This window comes from Pseudalkalibacillus sp. A8 (assembly GCF_045920555.1).
Taxonomy (GTDB): Bacteria; Bacillota; Bacilli; order Bacillales; family Fictibacillaceae; genus Pseudalkalibacillus.
This window is the reverse complement of record NZ_CP174509.1, coordinates 3,971,358-3,994,731: the sequence shown is the minus strand read 5'-3', so window position 1 is coordinate 3,994,731 and position 23,374 is coordinate 3,971,358. Positions and strand designations below refer to the sequence as shown.

The following is a 23,374-nucleotide window of genomic DNA, read 5'->3' as shown; positions in this document are numbered from 1 at the left end:
AAATAAGGTGAAGGAATATGAAAGTAAATGAATTTGACTTTGATCTGCCGGAGCATTTGATTGCGCAGACACCGCTTAAGGATCGAACGAAATCAAGGATGTTGGTCGTAGACCCGGGATCAGGCGGTATTGAACATAACGCATTCAGTGATATTCAGAAGTATTTGGAGCCTGGAGATTGCCTGGTCTTGAATGATACACGTGTTTTACCGGCACGATTGTATGGTGTGAAAACTGAGACTGGAGCAAAGGTTGAGGTATTACTTCTGAAAGAAGAAGAAAACGATACATGGAAAACCCTTGTAAAACCAGCCAAACGTGTAAAATCTGGAACCAGTCTTTCCTTCGGAGAAGGCCGGTTGAAAGCAACCTGTCTTGAAGTAGGTGATCAAGGGGAGCGTTTACTAAGCTTTGCTTATGAGGGTGGTACCTTTTATGAAATCCTCGACCAACTCGGGGAAATGCCTCTCCCACCTTATATCAGGGAGCAGTTGAATGATAAAGAACGGTATCAGACGGTCTTCTCTAAGCACATCGGATCAGTGGCTGCACCGACTGCTGGTCTTCATTTTACAGAAGAGTTGCTTGAGAAGCTTCAAAACCAAGGGATCCATGTTGCTTATATTACCTTACATGTTGGGTTGGGAACGTTTCGGCCAGTTTCAGTGGAGACGGTAGAAGAACACGAAATGCACGGGGAATACTATCAAATTTCCAAAGGCACAGCGAATTTATTGAATCAAGTAAGGGAAGATGGCGGTCGTATCATTGGGGTCGGCACCACATCTGCCCGGACTCTTGAAACTGTAGCCAATAATAGCCCTAAAGGATTTGAAGAGCAATCAGGTTGGACAGATATTTTCATTTATCCCGGATATGAATTTAAGGGGATTGATGGACTGATTACAAACTTCCATCTGCCACAATCGACATTGATCATGTTAGTTAGTGCATTCGCAGGAAAAGATTTAATCATGAGGGCTTATAAAGAAGCTGTGAATGCTGAGTACCGTTTCTTCAGCTTCGGGGATGCGATGCTCATTCTAGAAGGGAGTATCAGTCATCGATGAGTGCAATACGCTATGAACATATCAAAACATGTAAACAATCGGGAGCACGGCTAGGGAAGGTCCATACGCCGCATGGTATGTTTGAAACACCTGTATTCATGCCAGTCGGGACCCTGGCGACTGTCAAAACGATGAGTCCTGAGGAACTTGATGAAATGGGTGCTGGCATCATTCTCAGTAATACGTATCATTTATGGCTAAGGCCAGGACACGATATAGTCAGAGAGGCGGGCGGCCTTCATAAATTCATGAATTGGGACGGTGCTATTCTTACTGACTCCGGCGGATTCCAAGTATTCAGCTTAAGTGATTTAAGAAAAATTACTGAAGAAGGCGTCCACTTCAGGAACCATCTCAGCGGGGAAAAATTGTTCCTTACCCCAGAAGGTGCAATGGATATTCAAAATGCTCTTGGCTCAGATATAATGATGGCATTCGATGAATGTCCGCCATATCCAGCAGAATACTCTTATATGAAGCAGTCCGTAGAGCGGACAAGCCGCTGGGCAGGGCGATGCCTGGAAGCCCATCAAAGACCCGGAGAACAAGGCTTGTTCGGAATCGTCCAAGGTGGAGAATATGAAGAACTTCGAAAACAAAGTGCGAAAGACCTTGTATCGCTTGACTTCCCTGGATATGCAGTCGGCGGATTGTCTGTCGGTGAACCGAAGGATGTCATGAATCGGGTATTGGAATTTACAACACCGTGGCTTCCAGATGATAAGCCAAGATATTTGATGGGGGTCGGGTCGCCTGATTCTCTGATCGATGGGGCGGTAAGGGGCATAGACATGTTTGATTGTGTGCTCCCTACGAGGATCGCACGTAATGGAACATGTATGACTAGCGAAGGAAGATTGGTTGTCCGGAATGCGAAATATAGTCGGGATTTCCGTCCTCTGGATGAAAATTGCGACTGTTACACATGCCGTAACTATTCCAGAGCTTATATCCGGCATCTGGTGAAAAGCAGTGAAACATTCGGCTTCCGTCTCACGACTTATCATAATCTTTATTTTCTGTTAAAATTGATGGAGCGGGTCAGACAGGCGATACGAGAGGATCGATTGCTTGATTTCCGGGAAGAGTTTTTTGAACAATATGGTTTCAATAAACCGGATGCAAAAAACTTTTAAGATACATTATGACTTGAAAGGGGTGAACAACAAATGGAAGGTTTAGGTGGATTAATACCAATTATTCTAATGTTTGTGATTTTCTACTTCATCTTGATCAGACCTCAACAAAAGCGTCAGAAAAAGACGGCTCAAATGCAGGCGAGTCTCGAGAAGGGAAACCGCGTCATTACGATTGGTGGATTTCACGCTACGATCGAAGCGATTGATGAGGAAAACAACTCAGTCGTCCTTCGTGCAGGAGATGGATCGAAACTTACATACGATCGCTCTGCAATTCGTGAAGTGATCGATAACAATCAGTAATCTAAAAAGAGGCTGAAACAGAACGTATGTCTGAAGCCAGGCACACGATGAATCAGTCTCTTTTTTTATTGCATTTTTCGGTAAAGCTCCTTAATGTTTATGAGATGAGAGATTTACTCCCATCATCCCCCCTAAAGCGGATGCAAGCAAATAACCGAGATGATGAAGGTATTGCTGAGGATCGAATTTGATCTGATATCCAAGGTATTGGACAAGAAAGACTACAATCGTGAACAGCAGTCCTGTACCAGCCCCAAGCAGCCAGCCTTTTTCCTTGCCTTTTTTTCCTGATACAATCCCTCCTATGAATAAAGCTATGATCGAAAGTCCAAGAATCACCCATGTAAAAGATTGTTCCGTCAAACTGGAAAACCGAAGGATCATTGAAAGTATGAAGCTGCTGGACATGATGATCGCTAATACGACTATAAGCCCGAACCCCATTGCTGAAATCATACGTCTGGACACATTTCCTCACCCCTTATAGGCATGTATATTCTTTAGTACAACTTATTCAGCCTCAAGATAAATTAGAAGTCGAACATGTTTACCTAATCTCTGACATACCATGTACTATTACGGACAAGTAGAGGATGGGAAATGTGAGCGTAACTTTAGCGTTTATCATTTTTTTAGCTAGTTATATCGGAATTATGACCGAAAAAATCAATCGTGCGCTTGTAGCCTGCGCAGGTGGCGTGATAATGCTTATTCTAGGTCTTCTAGAGGTCGAGCAGGCTTTTTTCGAGCATGTCGATTGGAACACGATCGCATTGTTATTCTCAATGATGATTCTTGTCTCAATTACGAGTCAGAATGGAGTTTTTGAATACATAGCCATCTTGTTGGCACAACAAGTTAAAGGAAAACCGATACCGTTATTGATCGTCATGTCCACGATTACGGCTATCGGCTCTGCGTTTTTAGATAATGTAACAACAGTCTTGCTGTTAGTACCAATCATCATTACATTGACGAATATGCTGAATGTTTCAAGTACCCCCTATCTGATCAGTGCAATATTATTTGCGAATATCGGGGGGACAGCGACGTTGATTGGTGACCCTCCAAACATTATGATTGGCCAGGCTGTTGATCATTTGGATTTCAATGATTTTATATTGAACCTTGGACCAGTAGTCTTTCTTATCTACATCATTGTCATCGGAGGAATCTCTCTCTTTTATCGGCGCACATTGTTTATTTCTAGTGAAAAACGATTACAGTTGATGCAGCTCGACCCAAAGGAATTTTTGAAGAAAGGACCGATGCTTTATAAGTCAGTCTCTGTCCTGTTATTGACGATTTTCGGTTTTCTGCTTCACCCTATCCTTCATCTGGATTTGACGACTGTAGCCATGAGCGGTGCGTTATTATTATTACTGATAACAACGAAAGAACAAGAAATCGAAGAGGTTTTTCGTTCAATTGAATGGGTAACGCTCTTTTTCTTTATAGGATTGTTCATCCTGGTGGGCGGTTTGATCGAAGTGGGAATCATCGATGAAATGGCCAGAGGGATATTGTCTTGGACAGAAGGGGATATTCCTAAGACAGCGATCATCATCCTTTGGGGATCTGGCTTGCTTTCTGGTTTTGTCGATAATATCCCGTTTGTCGCGGCTATGATACCTGTCATCATGGAGTTCGAGGAATACGGGATTCAAAATCTGGACCCGCTCTGGTGGGCCCTTGCATTAGGTTCGTGTTTAGGTGGAAATGCAACATTGATCGGTGCTTCAGCGAATGTCATCGTTGCAGGATTAGCCTCAAAGTCTAAACAGTCGTTCAGTTTTATACATTTCTTATTGATCGGATTTCCAGTTGTGATCGTTTCATTGATCATTTCTACGATCTATTTAGTTTTACGTTATTTGCTGGCTTACTTCTAAAATTTTACCATTTAGAACTTTTCATATCTTCTCCTTAGTCGGTGAGACTATGTAATGAAAGGAGAAGACTTCCATGGAAATCGGGATTATAATGTTTCGGACCCTATTCATTTATCTTATCATCATCGTTGTTTTCCGTTTTATGGGGAAGCGTGAAATCGGACAGCTTTCGATTGTAGACTTTGTCGTCTCCATCATGATTGCGGAAATGGCGGTCATATCGATTGAAAGTCCGGAAAAACCGATGATGCATTCACTGCTCGGAATCGGCGTCTTGTTGATTCTACAGGTGTTTTTTGCCTATGTGTCCTTAAAAAGTGAAAGGCTGAGACATATTATCGATGGGAAGCCTTCAGTGATCATCGATCGCGGCCAGATTGATGAGACACAAATGAAAAAACAACGATACAACTTCGATGATTTATTAATACAATTGCGCGAAAATGGAGTCAATAAAGTTTCCGATGTCGAGTTTGCGATTCTTGAGCCGACGGGCAAACTTTCAGTAATCAAAAAGGAAGAAGAAGAAAAAGAGGAAGACCCTGGCAGCAATCTCTTTCCACTACCATTGATTATGGATGGAAAAATACAGGAAGATCATTTGAAGAGGTTAGGTAAAACCGAATTTTGGTTACGTCAAGAGCTTAAAAAATTAGGTTTCCGAGATTTAAAAAAGATTTCATTCTGTTCATTAGAGTCCGATGGAATCTTTTTCATCGACCTCGGGGATAACGATTGAAAAAATCAACCCTGGAATCAAAATCGGGTTGATTTTTTATTGGACGTTTATCGTACGATTTTCTTCAAAATTGGGATGTACTGGACATCCTCCTTTTTGACTAATTTAAGGCCGATCACAAGGATCAAGTACAATAAAAGAGTAAAAGCAATTGACAGTAATGTCCGGAGAAGCAAGCCCTGGTCCAACATTTGATAAAAACCTGTAACGGCTACAGCCGTGATTGCAATAGCCAGGATTCCCTTCAAATAATCTTTGACGACAATCGTGTAACTGATTGCTTTCACGATCGTAGCGAAATGGAGCATGGTCACAAGAACGACATTGATGACAATGGCAAGCGCGACACCTATTATCCCTAAATCAGGCCTTGAGGCGAGGAGGAAGATGGCTACCATTTTGATGATAGCTCCGATGATACTGTTGATCATTGCCGCTTTTGCTAAATCCAGGGCCTGGAGAACAGCTTGAAGAGGCCCCTGAAAATAGAGGAAGAAGAAAAATGGGGCCATCAATTTAACATAAACTGCAACTTCAGGTGTGTTATACATCAAATCCATTAAGGGGGCAGCTAGAACATATGTGATGACGACTGACACACCACCCGAAAGCATGGATATCCTTAGTGCCTGGTTAAGCCTGTATTCGACGACGTGATGCTTATGTTGTGCAGCAGCTTCACTAATGGCCGGTACGAGGGAGACGGATAAAGAATAGGTGATGAACATCGGTAGTGTTAAAAATGGAATGACATACCCGGCCAAAGCTCCATACTGCTGCGTAGCTAGGGTTACACTTATACCAGCTAGAAGCAAACTGTTTGCTACGACAATCGGTTCAAAAAAATAGGAAACAGATCCGACCAATTGACTGGCTGTGGTAGGCAATGAAATTCTCATCAATTGATTGAACGTTTCTTTCCCTTTTGTCACATAATTGAAAAATCCTTTTCGTATACGGATACGCTTTTGGAGTTTGAATGCCGAAAACATATAAAGAAGGGATGCCAGCTCACCGATGACGACTGATATCATTGCGCCTGCCGCTGCATATTCAACGCCATATGGCAGCAATGCACTTGTCAGCAAAGCTACAAGCGTTATTCGTACCACTTGTTCGATCACTTGGGAATATGCTGAAGGCTTCATGTTCTGTCTTCCTTGGAAGTACCCCCGTAAGACAGATGAAAGGGCGACAATAGGCACGACCGGTGCAATCGCGATCAGCGGGTAATAAGTTCTGTGGTCAGTTAATAAGGTTCGTGATAAAATAGGTGCAAGTGCAATCAGCGCTATGGTAAAGATAATACTTAGAATTCCTGTTATCGTTAACGAAACGACAAGGATTTGTTTGATTTTTTTTGGATTCTTTTGGGCTTCCGCTTCAGCTACTAATTTCGAAATCGCCACAGGAAGACCAAGACGGGTAAGAGCGATCGTAAGCAACAAGGTGGGGACTGCCATCATGTATAATCCTACGCCTTCAGGGCCCATGATCCGGGCGATGACGATTCGATTGATGAATCCCAACACTTTCGTAATCAATCCAGCAACAATCAATATCACTGTCCCTTGTATGAACGTTTGTTTTGACATGAATTCGCCCCTGCCTTCTTTTACTGCATATTAAATACATAGTGGTAAATGATGACTGATTCATACTTTCTTTTTCATGTATATGCAGAAAAGTAGGCCAAGCATGACAAGTATAAATTTTTGAGGTGTAGACATTGAAGGAAGATATCAAGCAGTTTTTGGTAGAGAATCTCAGTTTTCTGCCGAATGAATTGATTGTGGTCATTGTATCTGCGATGCCTATCTTGGAATTACGTGGCGGACTCCCGCTTGCCTATGGTTTCGGGTTTGATTTTTGGACGGCTTTCGGCTTGGCGATACTTGGCAATTTGCTGCCGATTATCCCATTATTGATTCTATTCCGCCCTTTAAGTACATTTTTAATGCGATATCGATGGTATAAACGATTTTATGATTGGTTATATGAACGAACATTGAAAAACAGCAAAAACGTCGAGCGATTCGGTGCGATCGGCTTGATCCTATTTACGGCCGTACCTCTTCCTACAACCGGAGCATATAGTGCTTGTGTAGCCGCTGCACTTTTCAACATTCGTTTCCATTATGCGTTTCTAGCAGTGGCGACAGGTGTTTTGATCGCTGGATTAGGAGTCGGTCTCGCCATTTATTCTATTTTTTAAAGATTAAAAAATCTGATTCACTTATAACCCTAAACAGAAAGGAGATAGATCAGTATGACCGAAGCAACAGGTGAGATAAGGATACTTGAAGATTGGCTCCCAGAAGTAAAGCCTGCCCTTGTCAGCAAAAAAGAAGAGATACATTTCATGGGGTATGAGAGTGTGACAGAGGAAGAGATCTGGAAATGCGTTATCTCCCGAGCAAAAAAAATGAAAGATGATGAGTGGATGATCCACCAGGTGGTCAACAAAATTTTGACACTATCGACGAATGATTTTATGAACTGGCTGACTGTACAAGCAGTCACCGATGATAAATGGTATTCATTTGATACTCTGAAGGAAAATTGACACACATTTCATCCGATGGATATAATAGGATGTATTGTCATTACATAACATAAGGACGGACATCCAGATTGTCGGCATAAGGGGAGGAAAATACATATGGTTAAAAGAGGACGGATCGTCGCCTTTTTCCTTCTTGTCATCTTGATTGCTGGAGCGATCGGGGGGACGACGAAGGACATCGTCAAGGACGTCAAACTTGGTCTTGATTTACAAGGTGGATTCGAAGTTCTGTATGATGTCGAACCAACAAATGAAGGTCAAGAAGTAGACAAGCAATTATTGAATAATACAGTAAGTGCATTGAATAAGAGGGTGAACGTACTCGGGGTCTCTGAACCTAACATTCAAATCGAAGGTGAACGGATCCGTGTACAGCTAGCAGGTGTTGACGATCAGAATAAAGCACGTGAATTATTGTCTACACAAGCGGAGCTCACTTTCCGTGATGTGAATGATAAAGTGCGTCTAAAAGGATCGGATCTGAAAGAAGGCGGCGCTAAGGTAGAATTCATGCAACAGACGAACCAGCCTGTCGTCTCTCTCACATTGAATGATGCAAATAAATTTGCGGAAGTCACTCGTGACATTTCCCAGATGCCCCCAGGTGAAAACCGTCTTGTCATCTGGCTCGATTATGAAGAAGGCGATTCTTTCAAAGAAGAAGTGAAGAAAGAAAATAGCGGGGAAGATCCGAAATATATCTCCGCTCCTTCCGTCACTAGAACATTATCGACAAAAAATGTTCAAATCGAAGGGATCGAATCTGTTGAAGAAGCACAAAACTTAGCTGATCTTCTGAACGCTGGTTCACTTCCAGTCAAATTGACAGAAGTCTATTCGACTTCAGTAGGTGCGAAATTTGGACAAGACTCTCTTGATAAGACAGTGACTGCAGGTGCAATTGGTATCGCGATCATCTTCCTGTTCATGATTTTATTCTATCGGGTGCCAGGAATCATTGCAGTTGTCACTTTATCCACCTATGTCTATCTGATCCTGCTCATTTTTGAATGGATGGAGGGTGTGCTCACACTCCCTGGTATTGCAGCCTTGATTCTCGGCGTCGGTATGGCAGTAGATGCGAACATCATCACATATGAACGGATCAAAGAAGAATTACGTTCAGGGAAGTCGGTCATGTCTGCATTCAAGGCAGGAAATAAACGTTCCTTATCGACGATTCTTGATGCGAACATTACAACCATATTAGCAGCAACTGTCCTGTTCATTTTTGGAACCAGTGCAGTCAAAGGATTTGCCCTTGTGTTGATCATAAGTATCTTGACGAGCTTTTTGACTGCTGTATATGGATCACGACTTTTCCTTGGTTTATGGGTGAACAGCCGTATCCTCAATAAGAAGCCGAGACTGTTCGGAGTTAAAGAAGAGCAAATCAGTGATCTGGATGATACGGACCGTCTTGATATTTCTAAAAACAAGTTCAAGAACATCAATTTTGTAAAGCATCGCAAGAAATTCTTTACACTATCAGGCGTATTGCTCGGACTTGGTTTGCTGTCCCTTGTCATCTTCCAGCTGAACCTGGGCATTGATTTTGAGAGTGGAAGCCGTGTTGAAATCACTGCTGATGAGGCTCTTGATAAAGAAACGATTGATGATCAGCTCGCCTCTTTAGGTTTAGAGGCAGAAGAAGTCATCATTTCAGGGGAAAATCAAAATATTGCCGTAGCAAGATACGTAGGTGTTTTGAAACAAGATCAAATTGGTGAATTGAAGTCATACTACAATGAAAAATATGGGCAAGAACCGAACGTAAGTACAGTCGACCCTACAGTCGGAAGGGAACTAGCAAAGAATGCCCTTTATGCAATTGCGATTGCCTCAATTGGGATCATCATCTATGTGACGATCCGTTTCGAATGGTTGATGGCATTATCGTCGATCATTGCATTGTTACATGATGCATTTTTCATCGTAGCAGTCTTCAGCCTATTGAGGCTTGAGGTGGATCTTCCTTTCATAGCTGCTGTATTGACCATCGTCGGTTACTCGATCAACGATACGATCGTTACCTTCGACAGGATCAGAGAAAATATGAAATATGGTAAGGTTAAGACGTTCGATGACTTATCTAAGATTGTAAACGTCAGTCTCGTGCAAACCTTTGGACGATCAATCAATACGGTTCTCAGTACGGTTTTTGCAGCTTTAGCCCTTATGATTTTCGGAAGCCCGGCAATCACGAATTTCTCATTTGCCTTATTGATCGGATTGATTGCAGGTACTTATTCTTCTCTTTTCATTGCCGCTCAAATTTGGCTGGTTTTAAAAGGGAAGCAACTGAAAAAGAAACGCGTGAAACCAGCGCAATCTACTGATTAAATGATAAAAGGTTGACCAGATTGAACTCTTCGGTCAACCTTTTTATTTCCAAAAGGCTTTGTGTTTTGGTGGATTTAGTAAAATTTTAATGGTGTTTTCATATAGAAATTTCGCAAAAATCAACAAATAAAAATATGGCTTTTTTCGTGAATTAATATATGTTTAAAAACAATTACGGTAGCGTAACTTATTATGGAGATTGTTGTTTGGAGTGGATATCATGGACAATCAGAACAAAGAACGGTTCCGGCAAGGAGAATTCGCTGCCTGGGTAGGCATTGTCGGAAATCTTGTCTTGGCAGTCATAAAAGGTGTGGTCGGTTTTATCTCGAACAGTCGTGCATTGATTGCTGATGCTGTGCATTCTGCCTCGGATGTGGCAGGGTCATTTGCGGTATTGCTGGGCCTAAGGGCTGCTAAGCTTCCTCCTGACCGTGATCATCCATATGGACACGGGAAAGCTGAATCCATCGCTGCAATAATCGTAGCTGTCCTTTTATTCATCGTCGGTCTTGAAATAGGGTATTCATCCGTGGAATCCTTCTTCCACCCGATTGAAGCACCTAAGATCTGGGCGATTTATGCAGTCATATTCTCGATCATATCAAAAGAATTGATGTTTCAATATAAGTATCGTCTGGGTAAAAGAATAAAAAGTGATGCTATCATTACAAATGCATATGAACATCGGTCTGATGTCTTTTCTTCCATAGCCGCACTTATTGGTATCGGCGCAGCTGTCCTCGGAGGAAATTTAGGCATCAGTTGGCTGGAATATGCCGATCCGATAGCTGGATTAGCTGTTTCTCTTCTTGTCCTACGGATTGCATGGAAGCTTGGAGCAGAATCGATCCATAATACGCTTGACCATGTTCTGCACGACGAAGACACAGTAGAAATGAAAGAGATCGTTGAAAGTGTTGAAGGTGTCTTGAACCTCGATGAATTTCTAGCCAGGGAACATGGGTACTATGTCATCATTGATATTAAAATCGCGGTGGATCCTGAGATTTCAGTGCAACGGGGACATGACATCGGGAAAGAGGTGAAACGACGGCTAATTGAACAACCGTTTGTCCGGGACGTTTTTGTTCATATTAATCCGTATCAAGAAGAAAAGGATGGTGAGTGAAGGTGAGAAGAGAATGGAGCTTCATCATTGTTTTGCTCTTTTCAATTATTGTCGCTGTATTCGCTGTCATAAATGTAGATGCTGTGGAAGTGGATTATTTATTCGGAACAGCTCAGTGGCCATTAGTCCTTGTAATATTGGGGTCTGCTCTGTTAGGTGCATTGACTGTCGGCTTTGCTGGATCAGCACGACTATATTCCATGAAAAAAGAAATAAGGTCCTTACGTAAAAGGAATGAACATTTGATCAATAATCATAGAAGTACTGACAACAAAACTAAAAAAGACCGTGTATCAAAAAAGAATACGGCTCAGCCTACAAATTCTGCCGATAATTCAATGTCATAATCAAAATTACAATTTGCCACCTCTTGAAGCACTCTTGTATAATGAGTGAGTTAAGAGGTGGTTTTATGTTGAATTCGAGGACACGTTGGTGTGTCACGGAAGTAGACCAGTCAAAAACGGATGAACTGGTGAACAGCCTTGGTCTATCACCGCTTGTAGCGGGATTGTTAGTCAATAGAGGTAAGCAAGACATAGATGAAGTGAAGAACTTTTTACATACGGAGAATGTTGATTTTCACGACCCTTTCCTGATGGATGGAATGGATTCAGCGGTTGAACGGATTAAGAAAGCAATTAAGCAACAAGAAAAAATCTTGATTTTTGGAGATTATGATGCAGATGGTGTAAGCAGTACATCGGTCATGATTTATACCTTACGCGAACTTGGAGCAGAATTTGACTACTATATTCCTAATCGTTTCACTGAAGGATATGGTCCTAACGAAGCCGCTTTCAGATGGGCACAGGAGCAAGGATATACGTTGATCGTTACGGTAGATACAGGCATTTCTGCCATTCATGAGGCAGAAGTAGCAAAGGAAATTGGGATTGATCTAATCATAACGGATCATCATGAGCCTCAGCCCGAGCTGCCGAATACATTTGCAACGATCAATCCGAAGAAACCTGGATGTCCTTATCCATTTAAAGGACTAGCAGGGGTAGGTGTGGCGATCAAGGTATCTCATGCGCTTTTAGGAGAGGCTCCGCTGCATTTGCTTGATATTGCTTGTATCGGAACGATTGCCGATCTAGTCCCACTGGTAGATGAGAACCGATTGATTGTAAAAATCGGGATCGAAAAACTAGAAACGACTTCAAAGCCTGGTTTACAAGCCTTATTGAAAGTCTGTGGATTAGAAGAAAAACAACTTTCATCTGAACACATCGGATTTGGAATCGGTCCACGTGTCAATGCAGCTGGAAGACTGGACTCCGCTGATCCTGCTGTTGATTTGTTTACGACCTCCGATCCAGAGAAAGCCGAGATGATAGCTCAAGAAATTGATGCAATGAATAAAGAAAGGCAAAGCTTGGTCAATGGAATTACGAAAGAAGCCGTGGAAATTGTAGAAAGCAAATATCCACCTGAAAAAAATTCCGTATTGGTCATTGCGAAGGAGGGTTGGAATCCTGGTGTGATTGGCATAGTCGCATCTCGTATCGTAGAAAAATTCTATCGGCCTACGATCATTTTGAGTATCGATCCGGAAAAAGGTGTCGCAAAGGGTTCCGCTCGAAGTATCGCTGGATTTGATATGTTTGAGAATTTATCAGAATGCCGTGATATTTTACCGCATTTTGGCGGACATCCAATGGCAGCAGGTATGACACTACAGCTTCAATACCTTGATACGTTGAGGGAAAGGCTCAATCGACAGGCGGAAGAAAAATTGACAGAGGAAGATTTTTCTCCGATAACCTCCATAGATCTTCGATGTTCTGTTGATGACATCTCACTTGATGTCATTGAAGAACTTCAAGCATTGGAGCCATTCGGCGTTGACAATCCTAAGCCCAGATTTCTCATCGACCAATGTCGGTTAAAAGAGATTCGTAGGATAGGGAGTGATTCCAAGCACTTGAAACTAACGCTTTTAGGGGAACGTTCTAATCTGGATGTGATCGGTTTTCATTTCGGAGAGGTGTTCGAAGAAATCACACCGAACGCTTCAATTTCAGTCGTAGGCGAGCTGTCGATCAATGAATGGAATGGATTTAGAAAGCCTCAATTGATGCTTCAAGATATCGCGGTCAAAGAAAAGCAGCTTTTTGACTACCGTGGAATCAAAAATCTTGCGAGTAGATTGGAGCTCCTTAATCGGAGCAAGGTCCAGTTGCTTTCTTTTAAAGAAGAAACGATAAGGTCATTAAGCTTGAAGGATTGGGAGGATCATATAATACGAATTTCAGAGGATGTTTCGCTTGAAACCCTTGAACTTGGTGGCCGATATTTGATTATTCTGGACTTGCCTTCAAGTAAGGATCAATTGAAGCAACTAATGTCCTATGGTTCATCAGCAGAACGTGTTTATACGGTTTTCCACCATGAAGAAGATCATTATTTCAATCCGATTCCGACAAGGGATTCTTTCAAATGGTATTATGCCTTTTTGAAGAAGCAAGGTACGTTTGACTATAAGAGACGTGCAGAGGAACTAGCAGCTTATAAAGGTTGGCAGAAAGAGTCTGTCTATTTTATGTCACAGGTGTTTTTTGAACTTGAATTTGTTACAATAGACAATGGTGTTATTTCAGTAACAGATCAACCAATGAAACGACCGCTTACTGAATCTATGACGTATAGGAGAAAGCAAGAGCAGGCAAGTCTAGAGAACGACTTATGTTACTCCTCCTATCGTGATTTAAAGCGTTGGTTTTTTGAGAACGAAAAAGATGCTGTTCGATTTGAGGAGGCTTACTAGAAAGATGGATTACAAACAATATATCGAAGTTGTAGAAGATTTCCCTCACAAAGGAATTCGTTTCAAGGATATATCTACGCTTATGCAAGAAGGTCAAATCTACAAAAAAGCGATGGATGATATCGTTACATACGCAAAGGAAAAGCAAATTGATGTGGTCGTCGGACCTGAGGCACGCGGATTCATCGTGGGATGTCCAGTTGCTTATGCGATGGAAGTCGGATTCGTACCGATTCGTAAAGAAGGAAAATTACCCCGTGAAGTTGTTAAAGTCGACTACGGGAAAGAGTACGGAAAAGATGTATTGACGATCCATAAGGATGCGATCAAACCAGGCCAACGTGTTTTGATTACAGATGATCTCCTTGCAACAGGCGGGACGATTGAAGCAACGATCCAGTTAGTAGAAAAGCTTGGAGGGATCGTAGTTGGAATCGCATTCATGATAGAACTGACATATCTGAACGGTCGCGATAAGTTGGATGGGTATGATATCTTTACACTGATGCAATATTAATGGAAATTTAAACGAGCTCTAAGACGGGCTCGTTTTTTGTACTTCTTTTTTGGCTTATAGAACGCGAGGGAGTGAATTTCGCAGAAATCAGAGCCTATTTTTTGGAATGCATTGAAAACCTTTAAGAAGGATTTTTACAGTCGTTAGAAAAAATTGACAGAAGAAATGATTCGACAAATTTCTCTTTTCGCTTTACAGGAAGTTAAATTTTAACGATAATAGAATTTATATACCAATCAACATATGATAGGTGATTGCATGGCCATTCAAGATGTAATTAATAAAGCGGCAACCTATTTGCCGAAAGAAGATATAGATTTTTTGCAGAGGGCGTACGAGTTTGCCAGAGATGCTCATGAAGGGCAATTTCGGAAATCGGGCGACCCTTATATTGACCATCCTGTTGAAGTAGCGTACATCCTTGTGAACCTGGAGATGGATGCCCCTACGATTGCAGCAGGGTTTCTTCATGATGTCGTGGAGGATACAGACGTCACCCTTGAAGAACTGACTGAAGCTTTTACAGAAGAAGTCGCCATGTTGGTCGATGGAGTCACAAAGCTTAAGAAAATCAAATTCAAATCAAAAGAAGAACAACAAGCTGAAAATCACCGCAAGATGTTTGTCGCGATGGCTCAGGATATCCGTTGTATCCTGATCAAGCTTGCAGACCGTCTTCATAATATGCGTACGTTAAAGCATATGCCGAAGGAGAAACAAATCCAAAAGGCTAATGAAACACTTGAAATATTTGCACCGCTTGCCCATCGACTGGGTATTTCAACAATCAAGTGGGAGCTTGAAGATGTTGCGTTACGGTATTTGAATCCGCAGCAATATTATCGGATCGTAAACTTGATGAAGCAGAAACGGAATGAGCGGGAGCAGTACGTCCAAGAAGTCATAGATGATATCCAGGCCAAATTGAGTGAAGTGAACATAGATGCGGATATTTGGGGAAGACCCAAGCATATTTACAGCATCTATCGCAAAATGACGAAACAGAATAAGCAATTCAACGAAATCTATGATTTGCTTGCTGTACGTGTGATTGTCGATAATATCCGAGATTGTTATGCCGTCCTCGGAATCATCCATACATGCTGGAAACCGATGCCTGGCCGATTCAAAGACTATATCGCGATGCCTAAAGCCAATATGTATCAATCCTTGCATACGACCGTCATCGGACCAAAAGGTGACCCGTTGGAAGTACAAATCCGCACAGAGGAGATGCATCGGGTTGCAGAATATGGGATTGCAGCGCACTGGGCGTATAAAGAAGGTATTAACAATCGGAACCAAACATTTGAAGAAAAGCTTACCTGGTTCCGTGAAATTCTTGAATGGCAGAATGATGCGACAGATGCTGAAGAATTCATGGAATCCCTCAAAGTCGATCTTTTCTCCGATATGGTTTTCGTCTTTACACCTAAAGGAGATGTCATCGAACTTCCTTCAGGGTCTGTACCGCTTGATTTTGCATACCGGATTCACACAGAAATCGGGAACAAATGTATCGGAGCGAAAATCAATGGAAAAATGGTACCTCTTGATTATAAGCTGAAAACCGGAGATATCGTCGAAGTGTTAACATCCAAGCATTCCTATGGTCCGAGCCAGGATTGGTTGAAGTTGACACAAAGTTCGCATGCTAAAAATAAGATCCGCCAATGGTTCAAGAAAGAAAAAAGGGATGAGAATGTAGCCAAAGGGAAAGACTTGGTCGAAAAAGAGATCAAAAACGATGGCTATGAATTGAAAGAGGTCCTTACGCAAGAAAACTTGAACAGGGTCGCCCAAAAGTATAATTTTTCAAACATTGAAGATATGTACGCAGCAGTCGGATATAGCGGGATTACTGCTTCACAGATTGCAACCCGTCTTGCCGATAAAATACGAAAGAAGAAGGATCAAGAAACCGAAAGCCTGCTCCATTCGATCAATGAAACGAAGAGTCCTCCGCCAAAAAGGAAAACGGAGGTCGGCGTCCAGGTCAAAGGAATTGACAACCTTCTGATCCGTCTATCAAAATGCTGTAATCCAGTGCCAGGTGATGACATTGTCGGCTATATAACAAAAGGGCGAGGTGTTTCGATTCATCGTAAAGATTGCCCGAATATCCGCATTGAAGACGATGAGAGCCGTTTCTTACCAGTTGAATGGGAAGGCAATACGGACTTATCGAAAAATTATAGCGTGGATATTGAAATCAATGGATTTGATCGTAGAGGTTTATTGAATGAAGTGCTCCAGGCTGTTGCTGAAACAAAAACCAACATCAGTGCAGTCTCGGGGCGTTCAGACAGGAATAAGATGGCCACAATCAATATGACGATCTCAATTCATAATGTCAGTCATCTACAAAAGGTAGTCGAAAGGATCAAGCGTATTCCTGATGTATACGCTGTTCGAAGAGTCATGCAGTAGGAGGTTACACGTAATGCGAGTAGTCATACAGCGGGTGACGAGCGGAGAGGTCCTTGTGAAAGACCAAACAGTCGGTCAAATTGAACAGGGACTTGTCCTGCTTGTTGGTGTTACACATAAGGATACAACAGAGGATGTTGAATTCTTAGCTGAAAAAATACCAAACCTGCGGATTTTTGAAGATGGAGAAGGAAAGATGAATCTCTCCCTATTTGATATTGGAGGGTCGATCCTTTCTGTTTCGCAATTCACACTTTACGGGGATTGCAGGAAAGGGAGACGGCCAAATTTCATGAGTGCGGCTAAACCGGATAAAGCTGAAGAACATTATGAAGAATTCAATAAAAGGATACGAGATAAAGGTATCCAGGTTGAAACAGGTAAGTTCGGTACCATGATGGATGTCCGGATCCACAACGATGGACCGGTCACCTTGATTTTAGATACTGATGAAATGAAGAAATAATCAGGAAAAAGCATGTAGCCTTAGGAGGAAGGTCACATGCTTTTTTAAGTTGTTTTCCAAAGGTACCGAACATTGTCGAATGTTGGTAAATCAAGAAAGATGTCCATATAATCTGTATAATGTTCAATAAATCGAAATGATGTCAATATAATTTGAAAGTTGTTTATATAAAAGAAAATCCAGTAAAAAACGAACTTGATCAACAAGCTCGTTCACAAAAATATATTATTTAGTTGAAAAATACTTTGCAAGACCCCTGTAAATCGCATGTCCAGCTTTATCTTTATAGTTCGCGGTTCGTATATAATGTTCTTCCTGTGAGTTGGTTAGGAAGCCAAGCTCCAATAGTGCTGCAGGCTGACGATTACTCCTCAATACATGGAAACCCCCGTATGCGATTCCACGATTCGATAATCCGGTCTGTCTTACAAGCTCGTCCTGTAAAGAACTTGCAAGTCGTGCATCTTTCGATTTTGAATAATAAAACGAATTGATACCTTTCGCGCTTGGGAAAATGGATGAATTGAAATGTAAGCTGATGAACGCATCTGCACTATTCGAATAAGTCAAATAAACTCTATAAGGCAAACTTACATATTGATTATCATTTCTGGTCAAAACCACTTTTGCACCTGCTGCTTGTAATTTTGAAGATACCGTTTTAGCAACACTTAAATTCAAATCTCTTTCAATTGTTCCGTATGTAGTACCTACTGCTCCTCCGTAATGTCCGCCATGACCTGCATCAACGACTATGGTTTTCCCTGTCAGGTGATCCCCTACACTCGGGTGAGTCACTTCAGGCAGTGAAGCCCCGTTCAACGAAACGATCCATCCGGCAACATAAGCTTCTTTCTGGTTTGAAAGCTTAATTTTATACCAATCGCCTTGTTTGGAGAGAATCGGAAACTGATCTCTTTTATTTCCGCGAGCCACGACTTTATGACTTGTCGATGGTCCGCTCCTAAGGTTAGTACCATCATAAAGTAATGATATCGAAGGTTCATTTGATAAATTATCATCAGCTCCAGGGGGTGTTGTTGATAATTTAATCTCTTCTAGATACCACGCCGCTGCCTAGCCCTTCGTTTTTCCATTCTCAATGTATGCCCAATCGTTTTCTTTTTTTACGATATTGACTTGGGAATTTTTCGTCAGCTGACCGATTACTTTTCCATTCAGGGATCCTTTATCTCTTACAGTCAAAATCGAGGCAGTCACTTTTGCTTTGACAGTTGGTGATAAAGCAGAGGGTATCCCTGAAGAACTGTCTGAGTTCTGACCCTTTGTTACATATTTGCCGGCAACCCATCCTTTCCCTTGTTTCAGGTTGATCTCATACCAGCTGTTCTGTATATTCATTATTTCTACAACATCACCTTTACTGACCGATCCAATTACATTGTAATTTGTTCCAGGACCACTCCGTACGTTAAGGCTTGTTGCATTGACGACAGAACGTTCTGTCGAAGTTGGATTTTGACTGCTTGAAGGTTTACTTGTAGATTCGATCAGCCATGAATCCAGCCAACCAGTTGAATTTTTGTAATTGATTTTTATCCACGATTCTTTGGCCTCAATTGTTTGGAACTTTTCATGGGGATAAATCTGTCCAAGTATCGAAAAGGAAGTGTCAGGACCAGAACGTACATTCAATCCATCGACTTTTGACGAGACCCACTGACCTGTTGGACTGCTTGAGCTACCAGTGGAGCCATTGGAGGATTTACTGATTTTTATCGCAAACCACCCGGCAATCCAGCCTTTTTTCGCTGCCAATCTGGATTTGCAGCCAATCTCCTTTTTCGGAAAGAATCGGGTATTCCCTATTCCTATGTACTTGGGCGACAATAGAGTTTCCGAGCCCCGGACCTGACCGTACATTCAATGTATCGACGTTGATTTTTGCATATCCCTGATTTGCTGCCGATACTGAACTAGTAGCAGGGATTGCGGCTGTGAAAACGAGCAAACTTATGATAAAAACATTCCCAAACCTTTTCACCTATACACCTCCATGACTTGATCTCTATTTCTTTTATCGGTGGTTTTGATATATGGGTTTCTCCAATTTCATGAAAATACCTTTCCAATATGTAAAAAATTCAGGTAAAAAGGCAATGATAGTTAGTAAATATAAAAATCAGGTGGCCGAAGAGGATGAGAAAAAGTTTAAAACATGATGCGCTGGATCATCGTTCAAATACATTGTTCGGTATGGATTTTCATAAATTCATTGAAAAAGAACATATGATGACCAATTACGAGTTAGCCGACGAGTTCGGTGTCAGTCTGGAAGCTGTTAAAAAGTTAAAGCAGCGATTGAACAGATAACCGCTGTTTTAAATGGGTTTAAGGTAAGGATTATTAAAAATGAAAAATAGGCTTGACATCAGGAATAAAGGTCCGTATGATAGTAATCAATTCAAATGATACGAAAACAACCATTGATGGAGAAAAGTACTTCAGAAACTCATGTTTAGAGAGGAAATGCCGTTGGCTGAAAGCATTTCTACAGAGAGCCTGGATGAAAGACACTCCGTAGGTTTTATCCCGAACCATACATACTCTTGCAGTAGGGATCAAACGTAGGCAGGCGTTAACTGCAGCTTGAGTGGAAGCGTACTTTGCTTCAACTAGGGTGGTACCACGGGTAAATACTCTCGTCCCTTCTAATTTATTTATTAGGGGCGGGAGTTTTTTAATTTTTAACTAAAGAACCGTAACAGATTTTGAATCGTTTCAAAAAACATGAGGAGTGAAATGGGATGAGTTTTCAAATTCCTAGAGGAACCCAGGATATTTTACCAGGGGAAGTTGAGAAATGGCAGCTGATCGAAGAAAAAGCGAAAGAGCTTTGCCGGAAATATAATTACCATGAAATTCGCACACCGATTTTCGAATATACGGAGCTGTTTCAACGTGGTGTTGGAGATACGACTGATATTGTGCAGAAGGAGATGTATACGTTCAAGGATCGGGGAGACCGCAGTTTGACGTTACGTCCAGAAGGTACGGCTTCCGTTGTCCGTTCTTTTGTACAAAACAAACTATTCGGCGAAGCCCAGCAACCGACGAAACTTTATTACATCGGCCCGATGTTCCGTTATGAGCGGCCTCAGAAAGGGCGTACAAGACAATTTGTACAGTTCGGAATCGAAGCGTTGGGAAGTAATGATCCAGCGATTGACGCAGAAGTAATGGCGCTAGCGATGGAGCTTTATCAGGAGCTTGGTTTGAAACATCTCAAGCTGATCATCAATTCACTTGGTGATAACAACAGCCGTACAGCTCACAGGGAAGCGCTGGTAGATCACTTCAAACCGGTAGTGGAGGAACTTTGTGGAGACTGTCAGAATCGGATCAATACGAATCCGCTCCGGATCTTGGATTGTAAAAAAGATCGTAATCATCCGAAAATGCAGACAGCACCTTCCATCCTCGATTATTTGAATGATTCATCCCGGACATATTTTGAACATGTGAAAGCTTATCTGGATGAACTAGGTGTCCAGTATGAAGTGGACCCGACATTGGTTAGAGGATTGGATTATTATAACCACACTGCTTTTGAAATCATGAGCGAGGCACCAGGTTTCGGGGCAATCACGACGTTAAGCGGTGGAGGACGTTACAATGGTCTAGTCGAAGAAATCGGTGGTCCTGAAACACCAGGTATCGGTTTTGCGATGAGCCTGGAGCGTTTTCTGGTCGCATTAGAAGCTGAACAAATCGAATTGCCTGTTCAAAAAGGAATTGACTGCTATCTTGTGTCATTAGGAGAAGCACCGAAAAAACGCAGTATGTCAATCCTGAATGAACTTCGAAGTGCCGGATTGACAGCGGACAAAGATTTCTTAGACAAGAAGATGAAGGCGCAGTTTAAAGCAGCAGATCGCTTGAATGCCAAATACGTCCTTATTTTAGGAGATGATGAACTCGACAAAGGGATCATCAATGTAAAAGATATGGCCACTGGCGAACAAATAGAAGTACAAATTACAGAAGCAAAAGACTATATATTGAAACAACTTGAGGGAGGATCACAGTCATGATTGGAAGAACACATCATTGCGGGAAACTGACAGAACAAGAAATCGGATCAGAAGTACAGTTGAAAGGATGGGTCCAAAAGCGAAGAGACTTAGGGGGCCTTATCTTCATCGACCTTCGTGATCGATCTGGTATTGTACAGGTCGTTTTCAATCCTGAAAACTCCAAGGAAGCGGCTGAACTAGCAGAACGTGTCCGTAACGAATATGTACTTGATGTCAAAGGTACAGTAGTAGCACGTGATGAAGCGACGATCAACGATAATATCGCGACGGGTAAAATTGAAATCCGTGCGGAAAAAGTGGAGATTCTCAATGCTGCTAAGACCCCACCTTTTGTCATTTCAGATAAGGTAGAAATAACTGAAGATGTTCGATTGAGGTATCGTTATCTGGATCTCCGTCGTCCGCTCATGCAGGAGACACTCAAGATCAGAAGTAAAGTGACGAAAGAAATCCGGAACTTCCTTGACAGTTATGAATTCCTTGAGATGGAAACCCCGATGCTAACGAAGAGTACACCGGAAGGAGCACGTGACTATCTCGTGCCAAGCCGGGTCCATCCAGGTCATTTTTATGCGTTGCCACAGTCACCACAAATTTTCAAGCAGCTGTTGATGGTATCTGGGTTCGAACGTTATTTCCAAATTGTCCGCTGTTTCAGGGATGAAGACCTTCGTGCAGACCGACAGCCAGAATTTACACAGGTGGATATCGAAACTTCATTCATGGATAAAGAGGACCTTTTCAAGATGACCGAAGAAATGATGAGTAAAATCATGCAGGAGACGAAAGGAATTGCGCTTGAAACTCCGATTCCACGAATGACATATGATGAAGCGATGGATCGATATGGTTCTGATAAACCTGACACACGTTTTGGAATGGAACTTGTAAATGTTTCATCCCTAGTAGAAGGATCAGACTTCAAAGTATTTGCCTCCACTGTTGAAAGAGGCGGATTTGTAAAAGGGATCAATGTAAGTGGTCAAGCTGACCAATTTTCAAGAAAAGATATCGATCAACTGACTGACTTCGTAAAAGTATATGGTGCAAAAGGTCTTGCATGGTTGAAGGTCGAAGAGGAAAGTCTTAAAGGACCAATCGCTAAATTCTTTGGTGAAGAATTGCAAAAAGAAATGATCGGGGCATTCGGTGCAAAAGCTGGTGACTTGCTGCTGTTTGTAGCCGATAAGCCAAAGGTGGTTGCGGAAAGCTTAGGCGCTTTGCGTTTGAAGCTTGGAAAAGAATTAGATTTAATCGATAAAGAAAAATTTAATTTCTTGTGGGTTGTGGACTTCCCGCTCTTGGAATTTGATGAAGATGCTAATCGTTATGTTGCAGCACACCATCCATTCACCATGCCGAAAGTAGAAGACCTACATTTACTCGAAGAAGACCCGGTGAGGGTTAAGGCACAAGCATATGACTTGGTGTTGAACGGTTATGAAGTCGGGGGCGGATCGCAGCGTATCTATCAGAAAGAGGTTCAAGAACGGATGTTTAAAGCGCTTGGATTTTCATTAGAGCAAGCTTATGAAGAGTTCGGATTTCTGTTAGAAGCATTCGAATATGGCACACCTCCACATGGTGGAATCGCGCTTGGCCTCGACCGTCTCGTCATGTTGATTGCAGGCCGAAACAATCTCCGGGATACGATTGCTTTTCCGAAGACAGCAAGCGCCAGCGACTTGTTGACGAATGCACCAAACAAAGTCAGTGACCAACAGCTTGAGGAACTCCAACTGAAAGTACAAGAAAAGACAACAAGTAACAAATCATGAGTCCATGGTCACCTTCCTTTTGGAGGGTGGCTTTTTTGATGGAATATCATTATATGGCTTCCTAGTCATGGCGAGGTAAACCTGAGAAACTGAAGCCGTTTAACACATCAGCACACTACTTAGTAAAGAAGTCTGATTTATTAGAAAACAATGATAAATGAATTGAAA

Annotated in this window: 22 protein-coding genes and 1 other annotated feature; of the genes, 17 read left to right on the top strand and 5 right to left on the bottom strand. The window is 42.0% G+C overall.

Annotated features, from left to right (window positions below; genetic code table 11):
• Positions 1-17: 17 nt before the first annotated feature.
• Genes queA through yajC form a run of 3 tightly spaced genes read left to right on the top strand, consistent with a single transcriptional unit; the run spans position 18 to position 2,512 of the window.
• Complete coding sequence (gene queA / locus ACJROX_RS20515) at positions 18-1,070, top strand: tRNA preQ1(34) S-adenosylmethionine ribosyltransferase-isomerase QueA (RefSeq protein ID WP_408007060.1); 1,053 nt, start codon at positions 18-20, stop codon at positions 1,068-1,070.
• Entirely contained in the window at positions 1,067-2,206 is a 1,140-nt protein-coding gene (tgt, locus tag ACJROX_RS20510; protein ID WP_408007059.1) for a tRNA guanosine(34) transglycosylase Tgt, read from the top strand. The genes queA and tgt overlap by 4 nt, the downstream gene beginning before the upstream one ends.
• 33 nt (positions 2,207-2,239) lie before the next feature.
• Entirely contained in the window at positions 2,240-2,512 is a 273-nt protein-coding gene (yajC, locus tag ACJROX_RS20505) for a preprotein translocase subunit YajC (RefSeq protein WP_408007058.1), read from the top strand.
• Positions 2,513-2,602: 90 nt separating this feature from the next.
• Here yajC and ACJROX_RS20500 read toward each other — a convergent pair whose 3' ends face one another.
• Positions 2,603-2,980 (bottom strand): TIGR04086 family membrane protein, encoded by a 378-nt coding sequence (locus ACJROX_RS20500; RefSeq protein WP_408007057.1) that lies wholly within the window; start codon positions 2,978-2,980, stop codon positions 2,603-2,605.
• A gap of 134 nt (positions 2,981-3,114) precedes the next feature.
• Between ACJROX_RS20500 and ACJROX_RS20495 the strand changes: the two genes are divergently transcribed.
• The gene (locus tag ACJROX_RS20495; protein WP_408007056.1) at positions 3,115-4,404 is read left to right on the top strand and encodes an ArsB/NhaD family transporter; all 1,290 of its coding nucleotides are present in this window, start codon (positions 3,115-3,117) and stop codon (positions 4,402-4,404) included.
• Positions 4,405-4,477: 73 nt separating this feature from the next.
• Complete coding sequence (locus ACJROX_RS20490; protein ID WP_408007055.1) at positions 4,478-5,143, top strand: DUF421 domain-containing protein; 666 nt, start codon at positions 4,478-4,480, stop codon at positions 5,141-5,143.
• 47 nt (positions 5,144-5,190) lie between these two features.
• Here ACJROX_RS20490 and spoVB read toward each other — a convergent pair whose 3' ends face one another.
• Entirely contained in the window at positions 5,191-6,738 is a 1,548-nt protein-coding gene (gene spoVB / locus ACJROX_RS20485; RefSeq protein ID WP_408007054.1) for a stage V sporulation protein B, read from the bottom strand.
• A gap of 134 nt (positions 6,739-6,872) precedes the next feature.
• Here spoVB and ACJROX_RS20480 point away from each other — a divergent pair, with 134 nt between their 5' ends.
• From ACJROX_RS20480 to dtd, 9 genes are all read left to right on the top strand, one after another.
• The gene (locus ACJROX_RS20480; RefSeq protein ID WP_408007053.1) at positions 6,873-7,358 is read left to right on the top strand and encodes a COG2426 family protein; all 486 of its coding nucleotides are present in this window, start codon (positions 6,873-6,875) and stop codon (positions 7,356-7,358) included.
• Positions 7,359-7,412: 54 nt separating this feature from the next.
• A complete protein-coding gene (locus ACJROX_RS20475; protein ID WP_408007052.1) occupies positions 7,413-7,709 on the top strand; it encodes a post-transcriptional regulator in 297 nt (98 codons plus the stop codon).
• A 96-nt stretch (positions 7,710-7,805) separates the two neighbouring features.
• Positions 7,806-10,052, top strand: a complete 2,247-nt coding sequence (gene secDF, locus ACJROX_RS20470) for a protein translocase subunit SecDF (protein ID WP_408007051.1) — start codon at positions 7,806-7,808, stop codon at positions 10,050-10,052.
• Between the two features lie 220 nt (positions 10,053-10,272).
• Positions 10,273-11,184 (top strand): cation diffusion facilitator family transporter, encoded by a 912-nt coding sequence (locus tag ACJROX_RS20465; RefSeq protein ID WP_408007050.1) that lies wholly within the window; start codon positions 10,273-10,275, stop codon positions 11,182-11,184.
• 2 nt (positions 11,185-11,186) lie between these two features.
• A complete protein-coding gene (locus ACJROX_RS20460) occupies positions 11,187-11,531 on the top strand; it encodes a lipopolysaccharide assembly LapA domain-containing protein (RefSeq protein ID WP_408007049.1) in 345 nt (114 codons plus the stop codon).
• A gap of 65 nt (positions 11,532-11,596) precedes the next feature.
• Positions 11,597-13,957 (top strand): single-stranded-DNA-specific exonuclease RecJ, encoded by a 2,361-nt coding sequence (recJ, locus tag ACJROX_RS20455; protein WP_408007048.1) that lies wholly within the window; start codon positions 11,597-11,599, stop codon positions 13,955-13,957.
• Between the two features lie 4 nt (positions 13,958-13,961).
• Complete coding sequence (locus tag ACJROX_RS20450; RefSeq protein WP_408007047.1) at positions 13,962-14,474, top strand: adenine phosphoribosyltransferase; 513 nt, start codon at positions 13,962-13,964, stop codon at positions 14,472-14,474.
• Between the two features lie 258 nt (positions 14,475-14,732).
• Positions 14,733-16,904, top strand: coding sequence for a RelA/SpoT family protein (locus ACJROX_RS20445; protein ID WP_408007045.1), 2,172 nt, complete (start codon positions 14,733-14,735; stop codon positions 16,902-16,904).
• A gap of 13 nt (positions 16,905-16,917) precedes the next feature.
• A complete protein-coding gene (dtd, locus tag ACJROX_RS20440) occupies positions 16,918-17,370 on the top strand; it encodes a D-aminoacyl-tRNA deacylase (RefSeq protein ID WP_408007044.1) in 453 nt (150 codons plus the stop codon).
• Between the two features lie 225 nt (positions 17,371-17,595).
• On the opposite strand, the gene ACJROX_RS20435 is transcribed toward dtd, so the two are convergent.
• From ACJROX_RS20435 to ACJROX_RS20425, 3 genes are all read right to left on the bottom strand, one after another.
• Positions 17,596-18,366: an N-acetylmuramoyl-L-alanine amidase gene (locus tag ACJROX_RS20435; protein WP_408011717.1), complete on the bottom strand. Its 771-nt coding sequence runs from the start codon at positions 18,364-18,366 to the stop codon at positions 17,596-17,598.
• A gap of 81 nt (positions 18,367-18,447) precedes the next feature.
• Positions 18,448-19,149, bottom strand: a complete 702-nt coding sequence (locus ACJROX_RS20430) for an SH3 domain-containing protein (RefSeq protein WP_408007043.1) — start codon at positions 19,147-19,149, stop codon at positions 18,448-18,450.
• Positions 19,097-19,375 carry an SH3 domain-containing protein gene (locus ACJROX_RS20425; protein ID WP_408007042.1) on the bottom strand — a complete coding sequence of 93 codons (279 nt, stop codon included), beginning with the start codon at positions 19,373-19,375 and terminating at the stop codon, positions 19,097-19,099. The genes ACJROX_RS20430 and ACJROX_RS20425 overlap by 53 nt, the downstream gene beginning before the upstream one ends.
• Positions 19,376-19,530: 155 nt before the next feature.
• Here ACJROX_RS20425 and ACJROX_RS20420 point away from each other — a divergent pair, with 155 nt between their 5' ends.
• From ACJROX_RS20420 to aspS, 3 genes are all read left to right on the top strand, one after another.
• Positions 19,531-19,704, top strand: a complete 174-nt coding sequence (locus ACJROX_RS20420) for an RNA polymerase subunit sigma-70 (RefSeq protein ID WP_408007041.1) — start codon at positions 19,531-19,533, stop codon at positions 19,702-19,704.
• A 104-nt stretch (positions 19,705-19,808) separates the two neighbouring features.
• Positions 19,809-20,044, top strand: a binding site (T-box leader).
• A 94-nt stretch (positions 20,045-20,138) separates the two neighbouring features.
• A complete protein-coding gene (gene hisS / locus ACJROX_RS20415; RefSeq protein ID WP_408007040.1) occupies positions 20,139-21,425 on the top strand; it encodes a histidine--tRNA ligase in 1,287 nt (428 codons plus the stop codon).
• Positions 21,422-23,206 (top strand): aspartate--tRNA ligase, encoded by a 1,785-nt coding sequence (gene aspS, locus ACJROX_RS20410; protein WP_408007039.1) that lies wholly within the window; start codon positions 21,422-21,424, stop codon positions 23,204-23,206. Before hisS ends, aspS begins: the two co-directional genes overlap by 4 nt.
• Positions 23,207-23,374: the final 168 nt, after the last annotated feature.